Raw genomic sequence first — 17,366 nt, 5'->3', positions numbered from 1 at the left:
CCCGAGGACGGCCGTCCTGCCGGCGGCCGCCCCCGAGGGGGTTCTCAGGCGTCGGCGGACTTCGGCCCGGTCAGGCCGTACGCCTCGGCGATCAGCCCGTAGGAGCGGTACCGCGCCTCGTGGCCGTGGATGTGCGAGGTGACCATCAGCTCGTCCACCCCGGTCCGCTTGCGGAGCGCCTCCAGGCCGTCGGCCACCTCGCCCGGCGAGCCCAGGACGACGTTGCCCAGCCATTCGTCGATGAAGTCCGCCTCCACCGGGCTGTACGGGTAGGACTCCGCCTCCTCGGGCGTGGGGATCGGGCCCGGGTTGCCCCGGCGCAGCCGGAGCATGCCGAGCGCCGCGGACCGAGCGAGCCGGCGGGCGGTGGCCTCGTCGTCCGCCGCGACCGCGCTCACCCCGATCAGCGCGTACGGCTCGTCGAGGACCGCCGAGGGGCGGAACGCGGCGCGGTAGAGGTCGAGGGCCGGGACGGTGTTCACGCTGCTGAAGTGGTGCGCGAACGCGAACGGCAGGCCGAGGCTGCCGGCCAGCTGGGCGCTGAAGCCCGAGGAACCGAGCAGCCAGACCGGCGGCCGTCCCTCCCCCTTGGGCACGGCGGTCAGCCGCGCGTACGCGTGGTCGGGTGGGAAGGTGCCGTCCAGGAAGTGGGTCAGCTCGGCGAGCTGCCGGGGGAAGTCGTCGGCGCCCTCCGCCAGCCCGCGGCGCAGCGCGCGGGCGGTGGCGGGGTCGGTGCCGGGGGCGCGCCCGAGGCCGAGGTCGATCCGCCCGGGGTGCAGGGCCTCCAGCAGGCCGAACTGCTCGGCGATCGCCAGCGGGGCGTGGTTGGGCAGCATGACCCCGCCCGAGCCGAGCCGCAGGGTGCTGGTGTGGGCGCCGAGGTGGGCCAGCAGGACCGCGGGCGTGGAGCTGGCGACACCGGGCATGCCGTGGTGCTCGGCCACCCAGAAGCGGTGGTAGCCCCACTCCTCGGCGCTGCGGGCCAGGGTGGTGGTCGCGGACAGGGCCTGCGCGGGCGTGTAGCCGACGCCGACGGTGGCCAGGTCGAGGATCGACAGCGGCGCCGGCGCCGTGCCCCGGGCCGTACCGCGGACCACCTCGTCGACGCGTGGGTCCGTCCGGTGGTCCCGCTGGTTCTCGTGCCGGTCCTCGGTGGTCATGCCGTCCGTCCTCCTGGCCGTGGTCGCTGCCGTGCGCCGGTGGTGTCCACCGGTGTCGCTCACCGGTCTCGGCGGTCAGTGCCGTCGCCGGTGCCGAGGATGGTCAACCACGCGGCGGGGTCCGCTGTTCCCCGCCCGGTCGCGGCCCCGCCGGCGCCGCATCCGGGGACCCGCGCCGGACCGGCGGGCGTGCGGCTGACGCTCCGCCAGCAGCCGAACACCCGTGGCGACTTCACGCCAGCGCGGGAAGTCGCCAGCCCCAGGGCTCGCGGTCGGCGGTCGGCGTCCGGCAGGCTATGGGCCAGGAGCGGATCACCCAACCGGATCCGCACTCACCAGCAAGATCGTCGGGCTGGACCAGCGCCGATCGATCCCCGCGAGCCCCCGGAGCGGCACCCCGCTCCGGGGGCTCGCGCCATGGTGGGCCCTGTGACCCGCAGCACGCCGGGGTGCTTCATGGCATGAAAAGTCGAGGCGCTAGCGTTGTCCTCTGCAGCCACCTGCTCCCCCGGGCGGTCTGGAGGGAGATTTCGGATATGGACATCGCGACGCTGGTCGGATCCTCGTGGATCTGCGCCCTGGCGCTCTGCGCCGTCCTCGGCGACGCGTTCCTCCCCTTCATCCCCAGCGGGACGCTCGTCATCCTGGCCGTGCTCAAGACGGCACAGATAGACGGTGCGCCGCTGATGCTCGGGCTCGGGGTGGCGATGGCCTCCTTCCTCGGCGACCTCCTGCTGCTCCGGGTCGCCCGGAGCGGGGCACCCATGGTCCGGCGGCGCCTCGAACACCGGCCGCAGCTGGCCGCCAGCGTGGAACGGGTCCAGCAGGCACTGGACGGGCGGACCACCCGGGCCGCCGCCGCGATGGTGGTGATCGCCCGGTTCGTACCGGCCGGGCGGACCGTGCTCGACCTGGCCATCGGCCACTCTCCCGCGCACCCTCACCGGTTCCTCCGGTGGTCGGCGCTGGCCGCCATGATCTGGGCGACCTACATCGTGACCCTGGGCTGGCTCAACAGCCACTGGTTCGACACCGCCTGGCTGAGCCTGGCGGTCTCCTGCACGGCGGCCACCGCGATCAGCACGGCCATCGCACGGGTCGTGCGGCGCAACCGCCGCCTCTCCCTCGGCTGACGCCCCGGCACCGCGACGCCGCGACCACCGCCGGGCACCGGCACCGAGCCCCGAGTACCGGGCATCGGGCATCGAGTACCCCGCATCGGGCATCGGGCATCGACGCGACCAATCCGTCGAAACGGGCGAATCGTCACAGGACGGCAACAGACGACACCTGCGCGCATCCCGCACACCTGTGCCATGCGTGTTCAGTGTCGACGGACCCCGGCACCTTGGGTGCTCTCGCGTCCGTATGCCATGCTGAAGACGGAAATCGATCAATTGTCCGATTTGGCCGGAGCGGCCACGGCCACGGCCGCGACCCCCGGCCTGGGGCACCAGGGGAGACCATGAGCATCATCTCTCGCAGGACCGTGCTCGCAGCCGGCGCCGCCACCGCGGCCCTCGGTGCGGTGACCGCCTGTTCCGGCAGCGGGTCGGGCTCGGGCTCGACGTCCGGCCCGACATCGGGCTCCGCCCCGGCCCCCACCGGGAGCAGCGGAAGCAACGGACCGACGAGCGGCGCCCCCACCACGAACGGCCCCAAGGGCACCCCGATCGGGGACGGCTCCACCTCCGACACCGGCCCGCAGCCGAACCAGCCGAAGGCGGAGAAGCTCAAGCCCGGCGAGCGCCCGCCACAGTTCGTGGTCCTCTCCTGGGACGGCGCCGGCGCGACCGAGGACGGCCAGTTCCCCCGCTTCCTCAAGCTCGCCGAGGAGCACAAGGCCTCGATGACCTTCTTCCTCTCCGGCATCTACACCCTGCCGAAGGGCAAGGCGAACCAGTACCAGCCGCCGAAGCACTCGGTCGGCGCCTCCGACATCCCGTACCTCTCGGACGCCGGGGTGAAGAACACGATCAAGATCATCAGCCGGGCCTGGCTGGCCGGTCACGAGATAGGCACCCACTTCAACGGCCACTTCTGCGCGAGCCGCTCGGACGGCAACGGCGTCAACAAGTGGACCCCCGAGGACTGGGAGAGCGAGATATCCCAGGCCGTCGGCTTCGTGACGCAGTGGCGGACCAACACCGGCTTCACCGACGTCGACCCGCTCCCCTTCGACTACCGGAAGGAGCTCATCGGCGGCCGCACCCCGTGCCTGGAGGGGCAGAAGGCCCTGCTGCCGACCGCCGCCAAGCTGGGGTGGAAGTACGACGCCAGCTCCCCCGGCGGCCAGCAGATCTGGCCGCAGAAGGTGCAGGACGGCAAGGTCTGGGACTTCCCGCTGCAGAGCATCCCGTTCCCCGGGCACTCGTTCCAGGTGCTCTCCATGGACTACAACATCCTGGCCAACCAGTCGGCCGGCAGCACCAAGGGCGACCCGGCGAAGTACGACGAGTGGCGCGCGCAGGCCCGCGACTCCTACGTCGCGGGGTTCGACCGCGCCTACAACGGCAACCGCGCGCCGTTCTTCATCGGCAACCACTTCGAGCAGTGGAACGGCGGGATCTACATGGACGCCGTGGAGCAGACGATCAAGGCCGTGGCGGGCAGGCCCGAGGTCCGGCTGGTCTCCTTCAAGCAGCTGGTCGAGTGGCTGGAGGCGCAGGACCAGTCCACCCTCCGCAAGCTCCGCACCCTCGGTGTCGGCCAGGCGCCGGCCGGCGGCTGGGAGTCCTTCCTCGGCACGGCCGGCTGACGTCCCGCTGCGGCGCCCCCTTCTTTCCGACGGACGGGCGGACGGGCGAGTGAGCGGGACCGGGGACAGACACCCGGCCCGGGCAGCGCCGGGCGGAGCCGGCCCGGACAGGGCCGGGCCGGTGTGGGGCAGAGCCGGGCCGGGCCCGGGCTAGCCGGCGGCCTGGGCCAGCCCGAGTGCGTACGGCAGCCAGAACTCGCCCGCCCGGGGCTCGCCGCGCCCGCACTCGCCGTCGGACTCGCCGGGGTTCTTGATCCAGAGGTAGGCGTCGACGCCCGGCCGCCCGGTGTCGGCGGTGGGCGGCGCCCCGAGCGCGCGGCCGGGCGGGTTGCACCACGCCTCGCCGCTCAGCGGGCCGTTGCCGTTGCGACTGGTGTCGATGACGAAGTGCTTGCCGTCCAGCAGGGCGGAGAGCTGGGCACCGTACGTGGCGTTCCGGTCCGTGGTCGAGAAGTTGGAGACGTTCACCGCGAAACCGTCCGCCGAGGCGACACCGGACTTGCGCAGCGCCTCGGCCAGCGCGGAGGGGTCCTGCACCCAACCGGGATTTCCCGCGTCCAGGTAGACCCGCACCTGCGGGCGCTTCTTCAACTCCTGGACGGCGAAGGCGAGCAGGCCGTACCGCTCGGCCGCCGCGTCGCCCTTGACCCCGCAGGTGTCCAGGGTGTGCGCCACCGCGTCCGGCTCCAGGACCACCCAGGCCCGGCGGTCGCCCAGAGCCTCGGCCAGGCCGGTGATCCAGGACCGGTACGCGGCGGCGTCGGGCGCACCGCCCGCCGAGTACAGGCCGCAGTCCCGGTGCGGGATGTTGTAGGCGACGAAGACCGGCGTGCGGTCCGCTGCCGCGGCCCGCCGGCTCACCTGTTCGGCGATGCCCCGGGCCGCCTGGTCGCCGAGCCACTGCGAGGAGGGCTGGGCGGCGATCCGGAGCAGGGTGTCGGCCTCGGCCGTACGGCCCTGGCCGCGCAGGGCGGACAGTTGACGGGCGGCGGAGGTCTGGTCGGAGACGTAGAAGGCCTGACCGGGAAGCTGCGGCAGCACGCCCGCTCCCCCGGCGGGTGCACCGCCGGGCGGTGCGGGGACCGCCGAGGTGCCCGTCGACGCGGCGCTGTTCGAACTCCCGCCGCCGGAAGGTCCCTTGACCGCCCCGGCGCTGCCTCCGGCGCACCCCGCGACGCCCGTCACCAGCCCCAGCATCGCCGCCCCCGCGGCCAGCCGGAAACCCACTCTTCGCCCTGCTCGGCGCACGTACCGCCCCTCCCAGACCCGGTCGGGCGACCGGTCGGTCCCCAGCTTCGCATACCGGGTACCGCCCGCTGTCCACCAGCCGGTGAACAGCGGTCGGCCGACGCCGAGTGGACTGCACGTCAGATGCCCCGGAGGGCGTTCCGGGCGGACGGCCGGGCGCCCCGGCGGATCAGCCCTGCTTGAGGTCCGGCACCCGCCAGTCGATCGGGTCGACGCCGAAGCCCTCCAGCGCCGTGTTGATCTGGGAGAACGGCCGGCTGCCGAAGAACAGCTTGGCGGAGAGCGGCGACGGGTGGGCGCCCTGGACCACCACGTGCTTCTCGGTGTCGATCAGCGGCAGCTTCTTCTTGGCGTAGTTGCCCCAGAGCACGAAGACCACCGGCTCCTCGCGCGCGCTCACCGCCTTGATCACCGCGTCGGTGAACTTCTCCCAGCCCTTGGCCTTGTGCGAGTTGGCCTCGTGCGCACGGACCGTGAGCACCGCGTTGAGCAGCAGCACGCCCTGCTCGGCCCAGTGCATCAGGTAGCCGTTGTCGGGCGCCGGGATGCCGAGGTCGGCGTCCAGCTCCTTGAAGATGTTGCGCAGCGACGGCGGCGTCTTCGTACCGGGCAGCACGGAGAAGCTCATGCCGTGGGCCTGGCCGTCGTCGTGGTACGGGTCCTGGCCGAGGACGAGCACCCGGACCTTGTCGTACGGCGTGGCCTCCAGCGCGGAGAACTCCTGCCCGCTCGGCGGGAAGACCTGCTGCTCCGCGCGCTCGGACGCCACGAAGGCCGCCAGCTCGGCGAAGTACGGCTTCTCCGTCTCGGCGCCCAGCACCGTGTGCCAGGACTCGGGCAGTTCCAGCCCGGCGCCCGCCTCCGGCGTACCCGGCTCCGTCACGCCCGCCTCGACCGTGTCCGTCACGACATCAACCTCCCACCGGACGGCCGCTCACCGCCGCACCGCCCCGACCCTCGGACGCCCTGCGGCCCTTGCGCCGCACGCCCTCTTTCCACACCGAACGCTACACAGGCCCACTGACAGTTCACTCCGCCGGAGCCGCAGGTGCCGCAGGTGCCGCAGGTGCCACGGGTGCCACCGGGGCAACCGGAGCCGCAGGGCCCCCGACGGCACGCGCGGCCACCGGTTCGCCGGGCGCCGCCCCGGCGGGCGCCGCGGTCCCCGCCCGCGCCACGCGGAGGTGCTCGACCACGTTCAGCACCACCAGCACCACCGCCAGCGCCACCAGCGCCGTGATCGCCGGCCACCGCACCATCGCCGGGGCCAGGGCCAGCACCACCGCCGCCGCCACGATCCGGGTGGTCGCCACCCTCCGGAACATCATCCACCGGGTGTAGCCGAAGGCGAGCAGGTACAGCCCGCAGCCCCCGTAGAGCAGGGCCACCGTGCCCACGCCGAGCGCCCGGCGCGGGTCGGCCACCGTCTCGCCGAAGCCGACCGCCACCGCGATCACCCCGGCCACCAGCGCCAGGTGCCCGTACTGGAAGACGCGCCGGATGACGTCCCGGCGCGACTCGGCGACCGTGACCGCGTGCCGCATGGCGTCGGCCGCGTGGACGAAGTACTGCCACCAGAGCCCCGCCGAGATGGTGAACGCGGCGGTGACGGCGACGAGTTCGGCCGCGTCGAGGGGCACCCCCGCCGCGGTGGCGCCGATCCCGACGATGGACTCGCCCAGCGCGACCAGCAGGAAGAGCGCGAACCGTTCCGGCATGTGCGCGGGGTGGTAGGCCACTGCGGCGAGCCGGCGGCGCAGGAGCACCGGCGCGGACAGGTCGCAGAGCGCCGCCAGCGCCCAGAGCACCGTCCGCGGCCCTTCCGGCAGCAGCCCGCCGGCGAACAGCAGCGGTCCGCTGACCAGCACACCGACCCCGTACGGTCCGCGCCACACGCCCGGGACGCGGACGACCAGCAGCAGCAGGACCACCCGGGCCGCCCAGTACCCGGCGCCGAGCAGGACGCCCCGGCCCCCGTACGCGCCGGGCACGGCCAGCGCCATGACCAGGCCGGTCAGCCCGACGGCGAGGATGCCGAGCCGGTCGCGCGGGTTGTCCACGTCCCGGATGTTGGCCTGGACCGTGGTGCCGACCCAGCACCAGTAGACCGGCACGAAGACCACCAGGGCCCGGCCGACGCCGGCCCAGTCGTGGTGGTGGTGCAACAGACCGGAGACCTGGGTGATGGCGAAGACGAAGACCAGGTCGAAGTAGAGCTCCGCCCAGGTGACCCGTTTCTCCTCGGCCGCCACCGGTGATTCCCCCGTAGTACTCATCCGCCCCTCCTCAGCGCACAGCGAACGGGCCCCGCCGCCCGACCGTCGGCCGGGGCGGCGGAGCCCGCAACAGCAGTGCCGAGGCTAGACCAGCTCGACGAGGTCCGCGATGGAGTTGAACACGCGGGTCGGCCGGTACGGGAAACGCTCCACGTCGGCGGCGGCGGTGAGGCCGGTGAGCACCAGGATGGTCTCCATTCCCGCCTCCATGCCGGCCACGATGTCGGTGTCCATCCGGTCGCCGATCATGACGGCGGTCTCCGAGTGGGCGCCGGCCGTGTTGAGCGCCTCGCGCATCATCAGCGGGTTGGGCTTGCCGACGAAGTACGGCTCGACGCCGGTCGCCTTGGTGATCAGCGCGGCGACCGAGCCGGTGGCCGGCAGCACGCCCTCGGTGGAGGGGCCGGTCTCGTCCGGGTTGGTGCAGATGAACCGGGCGCCCTGGTTGATCAGGCGGATCGCCTTGGTGAGCGCCTCGAAGCTGTAGGTGCGGGTCTCACCGAGGACGACGTAGTCCGGGTGGTTGTCGGTCAGCACGTAGCCGGCCTGGTAGAGCGCGGTGGTCAGGCCGGCCTCGCCGATCACGTAGGCGGTGCCGTTCGGACGCTGGCCCTTCAGGAAGCTGGCGGTGGCCAGGGCCGAGGTCCAGATGCACTCCTCCGGCACCTCCAGGCCCATGCCGGCCAGGCGGGCGCTGAGGTCGCGCGGGGTGTAGATGGAGTTGTTGGTGAGGACCAGGAACGGCTTGCCGGACTCCCGCAGCCGACGAAGGAACTCCTCCGCGCCGGGGATCGGCGTGCCCTCGTGGATGAGGACGCCGTCCATGTCGGTCAGCCAGGACTCGATGGGCTTGCGGTCTGCCACGTGCGTGTCTCCCGAAGTCTTGCCATGTAGTGCGATGGTCATACGAAACTGCGGCGCACCGTCGTCACCGTTGCGCCTCCCACCGGCCGGACCCTCCTCGGGACACCGGACCGCCGGGGGTACTGCTGGCTGCCCCAACGGGGCACAGCCTAATCCGCACACCAGGCCGACGGCAGCATGTCCCGCCCAGCGGGACGGGCACGGGACGCGCGGGGAACGGGCGCAGGTCGAGTACGGGACGAGTACGGGACGGGCCGGAGAAGGATCACCGCAGGACCGTCCCTCCGCACCGCTCCCCCGCCCCGCCCCGTCTCAACGCGTCCTTAACCCACCCCTAACCGCAGTGATGACCCCTCAGCAGAACCGCCCGGCACGGTTAGCGTGAACGGCACGCCGACCAGGGGCCCGGACGGACCCCCTCGGCGCTGCGGTAGCTGCTGCCGCCGCGACCCCCACCGCGGCGGCGACAGCTACCGCCGCAGACAGCCCTCCGGGGCGCGCCCCCCTCCCCGGGCGCCCCGGAGGGTCCCCCGTGACGCAGGAACCGGGGCAGACCGGACACCCCGTGGTTGAGTAGGGCCCATGACCCCCTCCACGCGCCCCGTCTCCCGGAACGCCGACCCGGCCCGCCCGTTCCGCGTGGGCCTGATCGGCTACGGCCTGGCCGGCTCCGCGTTCCACGCCCCGCTGATCGCCACCACCCCCGGGCTCCGGCTGGACGCGGTGGTCACCGCCAACCCCGACCGCCGCGCCCAGCTGCACCGGGAGCACCCCGACGCCCGCGCCGTCGACACCCCCGAGCAGCTGCTCGCCGACCCGGACGCGCTCGACCTGGTCGTCATCGCCTCCCCCAACCGCTCCCACGTCCCGCTCGCCCGGGCCGCCCTGGAAGCCGGTCTGGCCACCGTGGTCGACAAGCCGCTCGCCGCCACCGCCGCCGAGGCGCTGGAGCTCTGCAAGCTGGCCGAGTCGCACGGCACCCTGCTCACCGTCTTCCAGAACCGTCGCTGGGACGGCGACTTCCTCACCGCCGCCCGTCTGGTCCGCGAGGGCGCACTCGGGCGGGTCCACCGGTTCGAGTCCCGCTTCGAACGGTTCCGGCCCAAGCCGAAGCCGGGCTGGCGCGAGCTGGCCGACCCCGCCGAGGTCGGCGGCACCCTGTACGACCTGGGCAGTCACCTGGTCGACCAGGCGCTCGCCCTGTTCGGGCCGGTCGAGACGGTGTACGCGGAGATCGACGTCCGCCGGGACGGCGCGGTCGTCGACGACGACGCCTTCCTCGCCCTCACCCACGCCGACGGCACCCGCTCGCACCTGTGGACCAGCGCCGTCACCCCGCTCGTCGGCCCCCGCCTGCGGGTGCTCGGCGACACCGCCGGCTACGTCAAGTCGGGCATGGACCCGCAGGAGGCCGACCTCCGGGCCGGCCGCCGCCCCGACGGCACCGCCCCGTGGGGCGCCGACGACCCCGCGTACTACGGCACCCTCGGCACCGACGAAACCGCCGCCCCGCTGCCGACCGACCCGGGCGACTACCCGGCCTTCTACGCGGGCGTCGCCGCCGCCCTCGCCGACCCCGGCACCCCGCCCCCGGTCGACCCCCGCGACGCCGTCGCCACCCTCGCCGTCCTGGAGGCCGCCCACGCCTCCGCCGCCACCGGCACCGCCGTCCGGCTCGGCTGAACCCCAGAGCCCCGCGGCACCGCGCCTCCCCCGCCCCCTCCGGCTTCCTCCGGTCCGGCTTCCTCCGACGAACGGAGGACCGGAGCGGGGAGGGGGAGGAGAGGGGCGACCCTCAGATCCCGATGACCTCGACCGCCGGACCCAGCCCCTTGAAGTCCGCCAGGTTGCGCGTGTACAGCGGCAAGCCGTGGGCGGAGGCGATGGCGGCGATCATCAGGTCGATCCGGCGCGGGCGCGGCTGGCGGCCGGCGGCGATCGTCAGGGTGACCAGCGTCCCGTACCGGGCCGCCGCCGCCGCCGCCGCGTCGAACGGCAGCGGCTCGAAGTCGGCCATCGCCGCGCCCAGCACCTCCAGCCGCGCCGCCCGGCTGACCGGGTCGCGGGCCATCGAGACGCCCTGCTGGAGTTCGGCGAAGGTGATCGCGGTCAGCTCCGGCACCGCGGGCAGGTCGGCCGCGCCGAGCAGCGCGAGGTCGATGTAGACGCAGGTGTCCAGCACCCCGGCCGGCCGTCGGCGACGGGGTGCTCTCCGCCGCTCAGCCACGCCGCCGCTCGAACGGGTCGCCGTCCTCGTCGCCCACCAGTTCCTCGGGACCGAAGTACTCCTCGGCCTCCTTGCGCATCTGCTGGTAGTCGACCCGCGGCAGCTTCACGTGCCGCGCCACCAGTTCCTCCGCCGTGAGCCGCCGCCGGCCCGACACCGGCCGCAGCTCCGCGACCTCGACCCCGTTCCTCGTGATGTGGAAGGTCTCCCCCGCCTCCACCGCGTCCATCACCGCTGCGGAGTTGTTCCGGAACTCCCGCTGGGTAATCGTCTTCATGCTTTCCAAGGTAGCCCCGTGTAGCACCGGCGGCTACACCCCTGCACCGCCCTCCGGAAACGCCCCACACCCGGACCGTCGGTGCGCTAACGTCCGACCGTCGACGCAGCGCACGGCGGACAGAGGGGGGCTCTGGCCATGACCGACACCACCGAGGCACAACACAACCCCTGGCTCTACGGCCAGGACGGCCCACCGGCCGGCATCCCCGCCCAGGCCACCGGCCCGGGCCCGTGGGCCACCGGCACCTCCGGGAGCGCCCCGGTCCACGTCGAACCGGCCGCCCTCCGGCAGGCGGCCGGGGTGTCCCGACGCCTCCAGGGCGAGCTGAGGAACTCGGTCCTCCACATCGAGCCGGACACCGGCGCGGCGGCCCGGGCGCTGTCCGCCGACTGCTGGAGCACGGGGGCCGCGCTCTCCCAGGTCCTCACCTGGTGGAAGGCCCGCTGGACCAGCATGGACAACCGCCTCGGCCTGACCGCCGACCGGCTGGAGGCCACCGCCGGCGCCTACCGGTCGACCGACGGGGCCTCCGCCTCCACGTTCAAGGCGCCGTGAGCCGTGGTGACCTTCGCGCAGCTCCGCCACGGCTCCTTCGAACCACTGGGCAAGGCCGGAGACACCTGGAACGGCGTCTCCGGACACGTCGAACAGATCGCCGGCCGGCTGCGGTCGGGCGTCCTGCAACCGCTGACCGGAGCCGGACCGCACGCGTTCTCGGCCCCGGGGAGCCGCGCGTGGACCGGCCTCGCGGCCGACGAGGCCGCCCGGGAGATCGGCCTGCTGGCCGACGAGCTGACCGCGTTCCGCTACGAGGCACTCGCCGTCACGGCCGCCCTGCGCCGGGCCGAGTCCGCGTTCGCCCGGGCCAGGCAGGACCTGCTGCGCGCCGTCGGCGACGCCGAGGGGCTCGGCGCGACCGTCTCGGACGACGGCACCGTCACCCTGCCGCCCCTCCCCGCCGAGGAGCGCAACGACCCGGACTCGATCGCCTACCAGAAGCGGAAGTGGGACGAGGTACAGCAGCACATCGAGGCCATGCGCAAGGCCGTGACCACGGCCACCGAGGCCGACACCACGGCCGCCGCGGCCCTGCGCGCCCTCGACCCCACCCAGGTCGACCCGGCAACCCGCCCGGGCGCCGTTCGGGACGCGAAGGCGGATGTCATGGGCGCGGTCGGCATGCCCAAGGACCGCAAGGACGTCCCGGCCTGGTGGGCGACGGTGGACCCCGCCGTCCGGGCGCAACTGCTGGAGCTCTCACCGGGCCCCCTGATCGAGGCCGGGATCCTCGACCCGACCTACAAGTGGTCACCGCCCGACAGCGGCGCGGGCCCGTTCCACGTCCGCGAGCCCGACGCCGGCGATCGGACGTTCTACGCTGTCGCCACCGGGCTCGTCGCCGGCGGCACGCTCGTGGGTCACGAGGACGCGGCCCGCCACCTGCAGCACTTCCTGGACGCGAGCGGCGAACCCTTGACCGTGAGCGTGGACCGGATGCTGCGCGATGACGCCAACTTCCGCCACCACGTGGATTCGTCGATGGCCGCCAACGATGCCCAGTGGCGTGAGACCGCGTTGGCTGCCTACGCGAAGGCAGGAGAGTCCCCCGTCGCGGTCCCGGTGGAGACGAAGAGCGACTACACGTTCCGCCAATCCGAGCAGCCCAACTGGTTCACCGCAGTGGGAAGCCAGCCGTACGTCGTATCCGGGGTGGTGACCGTGAAGCCTGGGCCCGACGGCAAGCCCGCCGTTTCCATGCAGTACCAGGTCAATGTCTGGGACAGGTACAACTGGGACAAGGACAAGAGCACGACGATCGCCGGCATCAACATCTCGGACGCGGACATGCAGAGGCTCCACCAGACGGGCCTGGCTCAGGAGTACGACATCAGTGGTCGGAGTTCTGCGTCGACCCGGGTAGTCGGCGACGGCTCGCCTTTGGTACCCGGTGGCACCGGCGAGAGATACGCCGATCGGGAGGGCGGTCCCGCCGATCCGGGGAGGCAGACCCGATGAGCGGCGTGCGTACCGGACGGCGACGGCGTGTGTGGATCTGGGTGCTGGTGGTGCTCCCGTTGGCGCTGCTGGGAGCCGTCGGATATGTGGCGTTCCGGGCGGATGCCGAGCTCCGTCATCCGGAGCCGAACAGCGGGCGGCCCGGGTCGTGGATGACCACGCTGACGGCCACCGAGATCTCCGAGTTCACCCAGGTGCCCATCCCTGCCGGCGCGGTCGACGCCCGATGGGGATACACGAAGGGCTTCCAGGACGACACGGCCGTGCTGGCGTTCCGGCTGCCGGCCGACGACGTGGACCGTTTCACGGCCGGCCTCAGAGAGGCGACGTGGAAGGAGGCCGCCCGGCCACCGGACACCGGCGCCTTGCGGGACCTGCAGCGCATCGGGGCCCCTGATCCGCTCTCCGCACTCACCCTGCGCTACGGCACCTTCGTCTCACACCTGCCGGGGCACACCAAGCGTGTGGCGAGCCAGGTATGGCTGGGACCGTCAGCCGGCGACAGCCCCGTCCAGGTGTGGGTGTACGCAATGAACGTCCCCTGAACCGAGTCGGGAACCTCTGTGGCAGCCCGGCCGTATCCTGGGCCGGAGCACTGGTCCGGAGCACAGGAAGGAGCACGCCGTGGGTCTGGTCGCGATGCTGCTCGGGGTGTTCCGGGTGCTGAGTGGGGAGTGGCTCGTCGAGGGTGGCGGGTCGCTGGCCTCGGTGGCGGCCGCAGCGGCCGTGGTGCTGGTGACCGGAGCGGTCGCGGGGGCGCTGGTCGTCTCGCGGCTGTTGGGGGCGCGGGCTCCCGCCGCTGTCAGGGCCGGGGTGTTGCGCAGACGCGCGTTCAGGACGGCGTTCCTTCCGCAGCGTGATCCGGATGCCCGGGGCCGGCGACGCCCCAGGGCGCCGGGGGCGGCCCCGGCGGCCGCGTAACCCCCCGCACGACTGCTGGGCCGTTGACGCGGCCGTCCTCCGCCGACCACTCATTTCCGCGCGCCGCCGGCCTTCCGCCGCATGCCCCGTACGCCGTGTCGTACGCGCCGCATGCCGCTTGCCGCAGCGCGCCGAGACCCCCCGGAGGGCTCGCTCCACCATGTCCGTTTTCGCACTTCTCGACCCGGCCGTCGGCCTGGCCCACGACGTCGTCGCCGCGCTGGCCCAGGTCGTGCCGACGGCGCTCGCGATCGTCCTGTTCACCGTCTGCGTCCGGTTGGCGCTGCACCCGCTGGCGCGGGCCGCGGCGCGGGGCGAGCAGACCCGGACCCGGTTGGCGCCGCAGGTCGCCGAGCTGAACCGGAAGCACAAGGACCGGCCGGAGAAGCTCCGGGAGGCCCTTGCCGCGCTGTACGCGCAGGAGAAGTCCTCGCCGCTCGCCGGATGTCTGCCGATGCTGGTGCAGATTCCGTTCTTCTCGGTGATGTACCGGCTGTTCACGACGCCGAACGACCTGCTCGGCCACACCCTGTTCGGCGTCCCGCTGGGCCTGCACGTGGGGAGCGCGCAGGGCGTGGCGCAGTGGGTGGTGTTCGGCGCGCTGTACGCCGGGTTGGCGGCGGTGGCGTACGTCGGCTTCCGGCGGGCCCGTCGGGCGCAGGCCGCGCAGAAGGAGCAGCAGGCGTTGCAGGCGAGGAAGGCTCGGGGCGGCCGGGCGAAGGGCGGGGCGAAGGGCGGTCCGGCGGCCGAGGCCGCGTTGCCGCAGCCGGCGCTCGCGCTGTTGCCGTACCTGTCGTTCGGCACGGTGCTGTTCGCCGCACTGGTGCCGCTGGCCGCCGGGGTCTACCTGCTGACGACCACCGCGTGGTCGGCCGCCGAGCGGGCGTGGTTGCACCGTAACGCGCCGGTGCCGGTGGGCGCGGGCGTGGCGCTGGTCTGACGGCGGCCGACCGGGGCGCGCGCCGACCGGCCGCCGCCCCGGTGAGCCGCCCCGGCCGCGTGCCGACCACCCGTCCCCCGGCCCTGACCGGGCGCCGACCGGCGGGTGGCGCTGCTCTAGCCTGAGCTGATCGTTTTCGTCGTCCGCCGACCACACGGGTCCCCGGCCGGCGGACAGGTGGAGGGATGTCGTCATGGTGGTCGCTGCTCCGGCGTTGGCCGAGTTGCGGGAGGTCTGCCAGCCGCAGGCGAAGCTGGCGAGCCGCAACGGGGAGCACTGGGCGGGGCGGCTCTACATGCGGCGGCTCTCCCTGCGGGCGACCCGGCACCTGGTGCGGACGTCGGTCTCGCCGAACACCCTCACCTGGCTGATGGTGGTGTGCGGGGTCGGGGCCGGGGCGGCGCTGTTGATCCCGGGGTTGGCGGGGGCCGCGCTGGCGGCGGTGCTGTTCCAGGGGTTCCTGTTCTTCGACTGCGTGGACGGCGAGGTGGCGCGCTGGACGCGCCGGTTCAGCACGGCCGGGGTGTACGTGGACCGGCTCGGCGCCTACCTGGCGGACGCCGCACTGATGATCGGTGCGGGCGTCCGGGCGGCCCGGGGCGGGTCGGAGCTGTGGGTGTCGGTAGGGCTGGCGGCCGCGCTGGGCGTGGTGCTGCTGAAGGCGTCCACGGACCTGGTCGACGTGGCGCGGGCGCGCAGCGGGCTGGCCCCGGCGGACGAGGAGTCGACGCAGCCGCGGTCGCAGGGCATCGCGACGGCGCGGCGGCTGGGCTCGATCCTCAAGATCCACCGGGTGACCAACGGCATCGAGGCGTCGCTGGTGCTGCTGGCCGCGGCGGTCGCGGACGCGGTGGTGGGTTCCACCGATCCGACGCAGGGGACGGTCGCGGCGATCGCGGTGATCACCTGGGGGATGGTCGTCGCCCACCTGGCGTCGATCCTCTCGTCCTCCCGCCTGCGCTGAGCGGCTCCACCAACCTCACCGACAGCACGGTCCGCCCCATCGGCAGCAGCGGTGACACGGCGGGCCCCGATGCGCCCATCCCGGACCTCAAGTCAAGCCACCCGCAGAGTATTTGACGACGAACGTCCCCCGCCGTTCGGCTCCGGAGGGGTACCCGCAGGACGCACCGCGGCACCCTCCGCAGGACGACGCGGGCGGCGCGGTGCGGATGCGAACGTGGTGGCCGGGGCCCGGAGGTCGGGCCCGGGAGGGATCACCATGCACGCCAACCACTTCGTTCGGCCGCGCCGCCGCAGCAGGCTCGCCCTGCGGTTCGCCGCCGCCGCGCTGGCCGGGGCGACCGTCGTCTCGCTGGCCCCGACGGCGGTGGCGGCGGGGGCCGGCACCGCCACCGACTCCGCCGGCTCCTCGGCCTCGTCCGACCGGCACCGCCCGTCCGTCGATCTGGGCCCGGAGCTGCGGGACATCGTCTCGCGGGGCTCCTCGACCGCCGCGCTCGGCGAGACGCGCGAGAACGGCCGCCGGACCTGGCGCGACGCGGCCGGCGTCACCGACCTGGACTCCGCGCGTCCGGCGCGCGCCGACGGCCGGTTCCGGATCGGCAGCATCACCAAGACCTTCGTCTCCACCGTGGTGCTGCAGCTGGCCGACGAGGGCCGGCTCCGGCTGGACGACCCGGTCGAGCGCTACCTGCCGGGGGTCGTGCCGAACGGCGGCGCGATCACCCTGCGGCAGGTGCTGAACCACACCAGCGGCCTGTACGACTACCTGGAGGACCCGCAGTTCCTCTTCCACGACGAGGCGAGCCTGCGCGCGTTCCTCGCCCAGGGGCGCTGGACGAACTACCGCCCGGAGCAGCTGGTCACGGCCGGCGTGCAGCACGCGCCGTACTTCGCGCCCGGCCAGGGCTGGCACTACTCCAACACCAACTACATCCTCACCGGGATGATCATCAGGAAGGTCACCGGCCACACCTGGCAGCGCGAGGTCGAGAAGCGGATCGTCGAGCCGCTGAACCTCGACAACACCTCCTTCCCGGGCTCGTGGCCCGGGATCCCCGGCCCGCACGCCCACGGGTACGTCAAGCTGCCGGAGGGTCCGGCGGACGTCACCCTGATCAACCCGACCGTCGGGGACGCGGCCGGCAACGGCATCTCCACCACCAGCGACCTCGACCGCTTCCACGCCGCCCTGTTCGGCGGCAGGTTGCTGTCGGCCGCCCGGCTGGCCGAGATGACCACGGCCGTCCCGGCGCCGATGATCGGCGCGCACTACGGGCTGGGCCTGATCCGCTACGACCTGCCGTGCGGCGAGGTCTGGGGCCACACCGGGGGCATCCCGGGGTTCAACTCGGTGCTGCTCGGGGCGCGGGACGGCTCGCGGCAGTTCGCCCTCTCGTTCAACCTGCTGGAGGGCACCGAGACCGAGGAGTCCGAGACCACGCTGAACACGTTCGTCCTGAGGGCCGCCTGCGGCCCGGACACGGCGGCGGCCCCGGGGGCCCCCGCGGCGAAGGGAGCGGACGGCGGCCCGCCGTGGACGACCTTCAAGACGCTGCGCTGATACGGCAGACCTCGACAAGTCAAGCGCCTTGACGATGATTTGACCGTGCGTCACACCCTCCCCTTCGGCCGGGCGCCCGGTCCTCGGGACGCACGGTCGATGACCCCCTCAGGACGACGCGCCGGTGTTCCGTTCGGTGCGAACGTGGT

General features: G+C 73.4%; 17 protein-coding genes. 10 read left to right on the top strand and 7 right to left on the bottom strand.

Going from position 1 to position 17,366, the window contains the following annotated elements; genetic code table 11:
• Positions 1–44 precede the first annotated feature (44 nt).
• Positions 45–1,160, bottom strand: a complete 1,116-nt coding sequence (locus PUR61_RS35645) for an LLM class flavin-dependent oxidoreductase (RefSeq protein WP_329883679.1) — start codon at positions 1,158–1,160, stop codon at positions 45–47.
• Between the two features lie 536 nt (positions 1,161–1,696).
• On the opposite strand from PUR61_RS35645, the gene PUR61_RS35640 reads away from it, so the two are divergent.
• Together PUR61_RS35640 and PUR61_RS35635 are read left to right on the top strand one after the other, a co-directional pair.
• Positions 1,697–2,293, top strand: coding sequence for a DedA family protein (locus PUR61_RS35640; protein ID WP_329883678.1), 597 nt, complete (start codon positions 1,697–1,699; stop codon positions 2,291–2,293).
• Between the two features lie 332 nt (positions 2,294–2,625).
• Complete coding sequence (locus PUR61_RS35635; protein ID WP_329883677.1) at positions 2,626–3,918, top strand: hypothetical protein; 1,293 nt, start codon at positions 2,626–2,628, stop codon at positions 3,916–3,918.
• Between the two features lie 150 nt (positions 3,919–4,068).
• Here PUR61_RS35635 and PUR61_RS35630 read toward each other — a convergent pair whose 3' ends face one another.
• The 4 genes from PUR61_RS35630 to PUR61_RS35615 form a co-directional block, all read right to left on the bottom strand.
• The gene (locus PUR61_RS35630) at positions 4,069–4,959 is read right to left on the bottom strand and encodes a glycoside hydrolase family 6 protein (protein ID WP_329883676.1); all 891 of its coding nucleotides are present in this window, start codon (positions 4,957–4,959) and stop codon (positions 4,069–4,071) included.
• 376 nt (positions 4,960–5,335) lie between these two features.
• Positions 5,336–6,013 (bottom strand): uracil-DNA glycosylase, encoded by a 678-nt coding sequence (locus tag PUR61_RS35625; RefSeq protein ID WP_329883756.1) that lies wholly within the window; start codon positions 6,011–6,013, stop codon positions 5,336–5,338.
• 181 nt (positions 6,014–6,194) lie between these two features.
• Positions 6,195–7,442, bottom strand: coding sequence for a low temperature requirement protein A (locus PUR61_RS35620; RefSeq protein ID WP_329883674.1), 1,248 nt, complete (start codon positions 7,440–7,442; stop codon positions 6,195–6,197).
• Between the two features lie 84 nt (positions 7,443–7,526).
• The gene (locus PUR61_RS35615; protein WP_329883673.1) at positions 7,527–8,306 is read right to left on the bottom strand and encodes an HAD-IIA family hydrolase; all 780 of its coding nucleotides are present in this window, start codon (positions 8,304–8,306) and stop codon (positions 7,527–7,529) included.
• A gap of 582 nt (positions 8,307–8,888) precedes the next feature.
• On the opposite strand from PUR61_RS35615, the gene PUR61_RS35610 reads away from it, so the two are divergent.
• A complete protein-coding gene (locus PUR61_RS35610) occupies positions 8,889–9,989 on the top strand; it encodes a Gfo/Idh/MocA family protein (protein ID WP_329883672.1) in 1,101 nt (366 codons plus the stop codon).
• Between the two features lie 112 nt (positions 9,990–10,101).
• Here the strand turns inward: PUR61_RS35610 and PUR61_RS35605 are convergent, their stop codons facing one another.
• Both PUR61_RS35605 and PUR61_RS35600 read right to left on the bottom strand, forming a co-directional pair.
• The gene (locus PUR61_RS35605; protein ID WP_329883671.1) at positions 10,102–10,533 is read right to left on the bottom strand and encodes a type II toxin-antitoxin system VapC family toxin; all 432 of its coding nucleotides are present in this window, start codon (positions 10,531–10,533) and stop codon (positions 10,102–10,104) included.
• Entirely contained in the window at positions 10,526–10,810 is a 285-nt protein-coding gene (locus PUR61_RS35600) for a type II toxin-antitoxin system Phd/YefM family antitoxin (RefSeq protein WP_188295332.1), read from the bottom strand. Before PUR61_RS35600 ends, PUR61_RS35605 begins: the two co-directional genes overlap by 8 nt.
• A 138-nt stretch (positions 10,811–10,948) precedes the next feature.
• Between PUR61_RS35600 and PUR61_RS35595 the strand changes: the two genes are divergently transcribed.
• The 7 genes from PUR61_RS35595 (at position 10,949) to PUR61_RS35565 (ending at position 17,217) form a co-directional block, all read left to right on the top strand.
• Positions 10,949–11,368 carry a type VII secretion target gene (locus PUR61_RS35595; protein WP_329883670.1) on the top strand — a complete coding sequence of 140 codons (420 nt, stop codon included), beginning with the start codon at positions 10,949–10,951 and terminating at the stop codon, positions 11,366–11,368.
• Between the two features lie 3 nt (positions 11,369–11,371).
• Entirely contained in the window at positions 11,372–12,829 is a 1,458-nt protein-coding gene (locus tag PUR61_RS35590) for a hypothetical protein (protein ID WP_329883669.1), read from the top strand.
• Positions 12,826–13,374, top strand: coding sequence for a hypothetical protein (locus tag PUR61_RS35585; protein WP_329883668.1), 549 nt, complete (start codon positions 12,826–12,828; stop codon positions 13,372–13,374). The genes PUR61_RS35590 and PUR61_RS35585 overlap by 4 nt, the downstream gene beginning before the upstream one ends.
• Positions 13,375–13,453: 79 nt before the next feature.
• Entirely contained in the window at positions 13,454–13,750 is a 297-nt protein-coding gene (locus PUR61_RS35580; protein WP_329883667.1) for a DUF6412 domain-containing protein, read from the top strand.
• Positions 13,751–13,910: 160 nt separating this feature from the next.
• Entirely contained in the window at positions 13,911–14,690 is a 780-nt protein-coding gene (locus PUR61_RS35575) for a YidC/Oxa1 family membrane protein insertase (RefSeq protein ID WP_329883666.1), read from the top strand.
• A gap of 193 nt (positions 14,691–14,883) precedes the next feature.
• Positions 14,884–15,654: a CDP-alcohol phosphatidyltransferase family protein gene (locus tag PUR61_RS35570; RefSeq protein WP_329883665.1), complete on the top strand. Its 771-nt coding sequence runs from the start codon at positions 14,884–14,886 to the stop codon at positions 15,652–15,654.
• Between the two features lie 258 nt (positions 15,655–15,912).
• Positions 15,913–17,217 carry a serine hydrolase domain-containing protein gene (locus PUR61_RS35565; protein ID WP_329883664.1) on the top strand — a complete coding sequence of 435 codons (1,305 nt, stop codon included), beginning with the start codon at positions 15,913–15,915 and terminating at the stop codon, positions 17,215–17,217.
• Positions 17,218–17,366 lie beyond the last annotated feature (149 nt).

The sequence above is a fragment of the Streptomyces sp. BE20 genome (assembly GCF_036322525.1).
GTDB lineage: Bacteria > Actinomycetota > Actinomycetes > Streptomycetales > Streptomycetaceae > Kitasatospora.
Note: the sequence above shows the minus strand (reverse complement) of the source record. Positions and strands in the feature narration are given on the sequence as shown.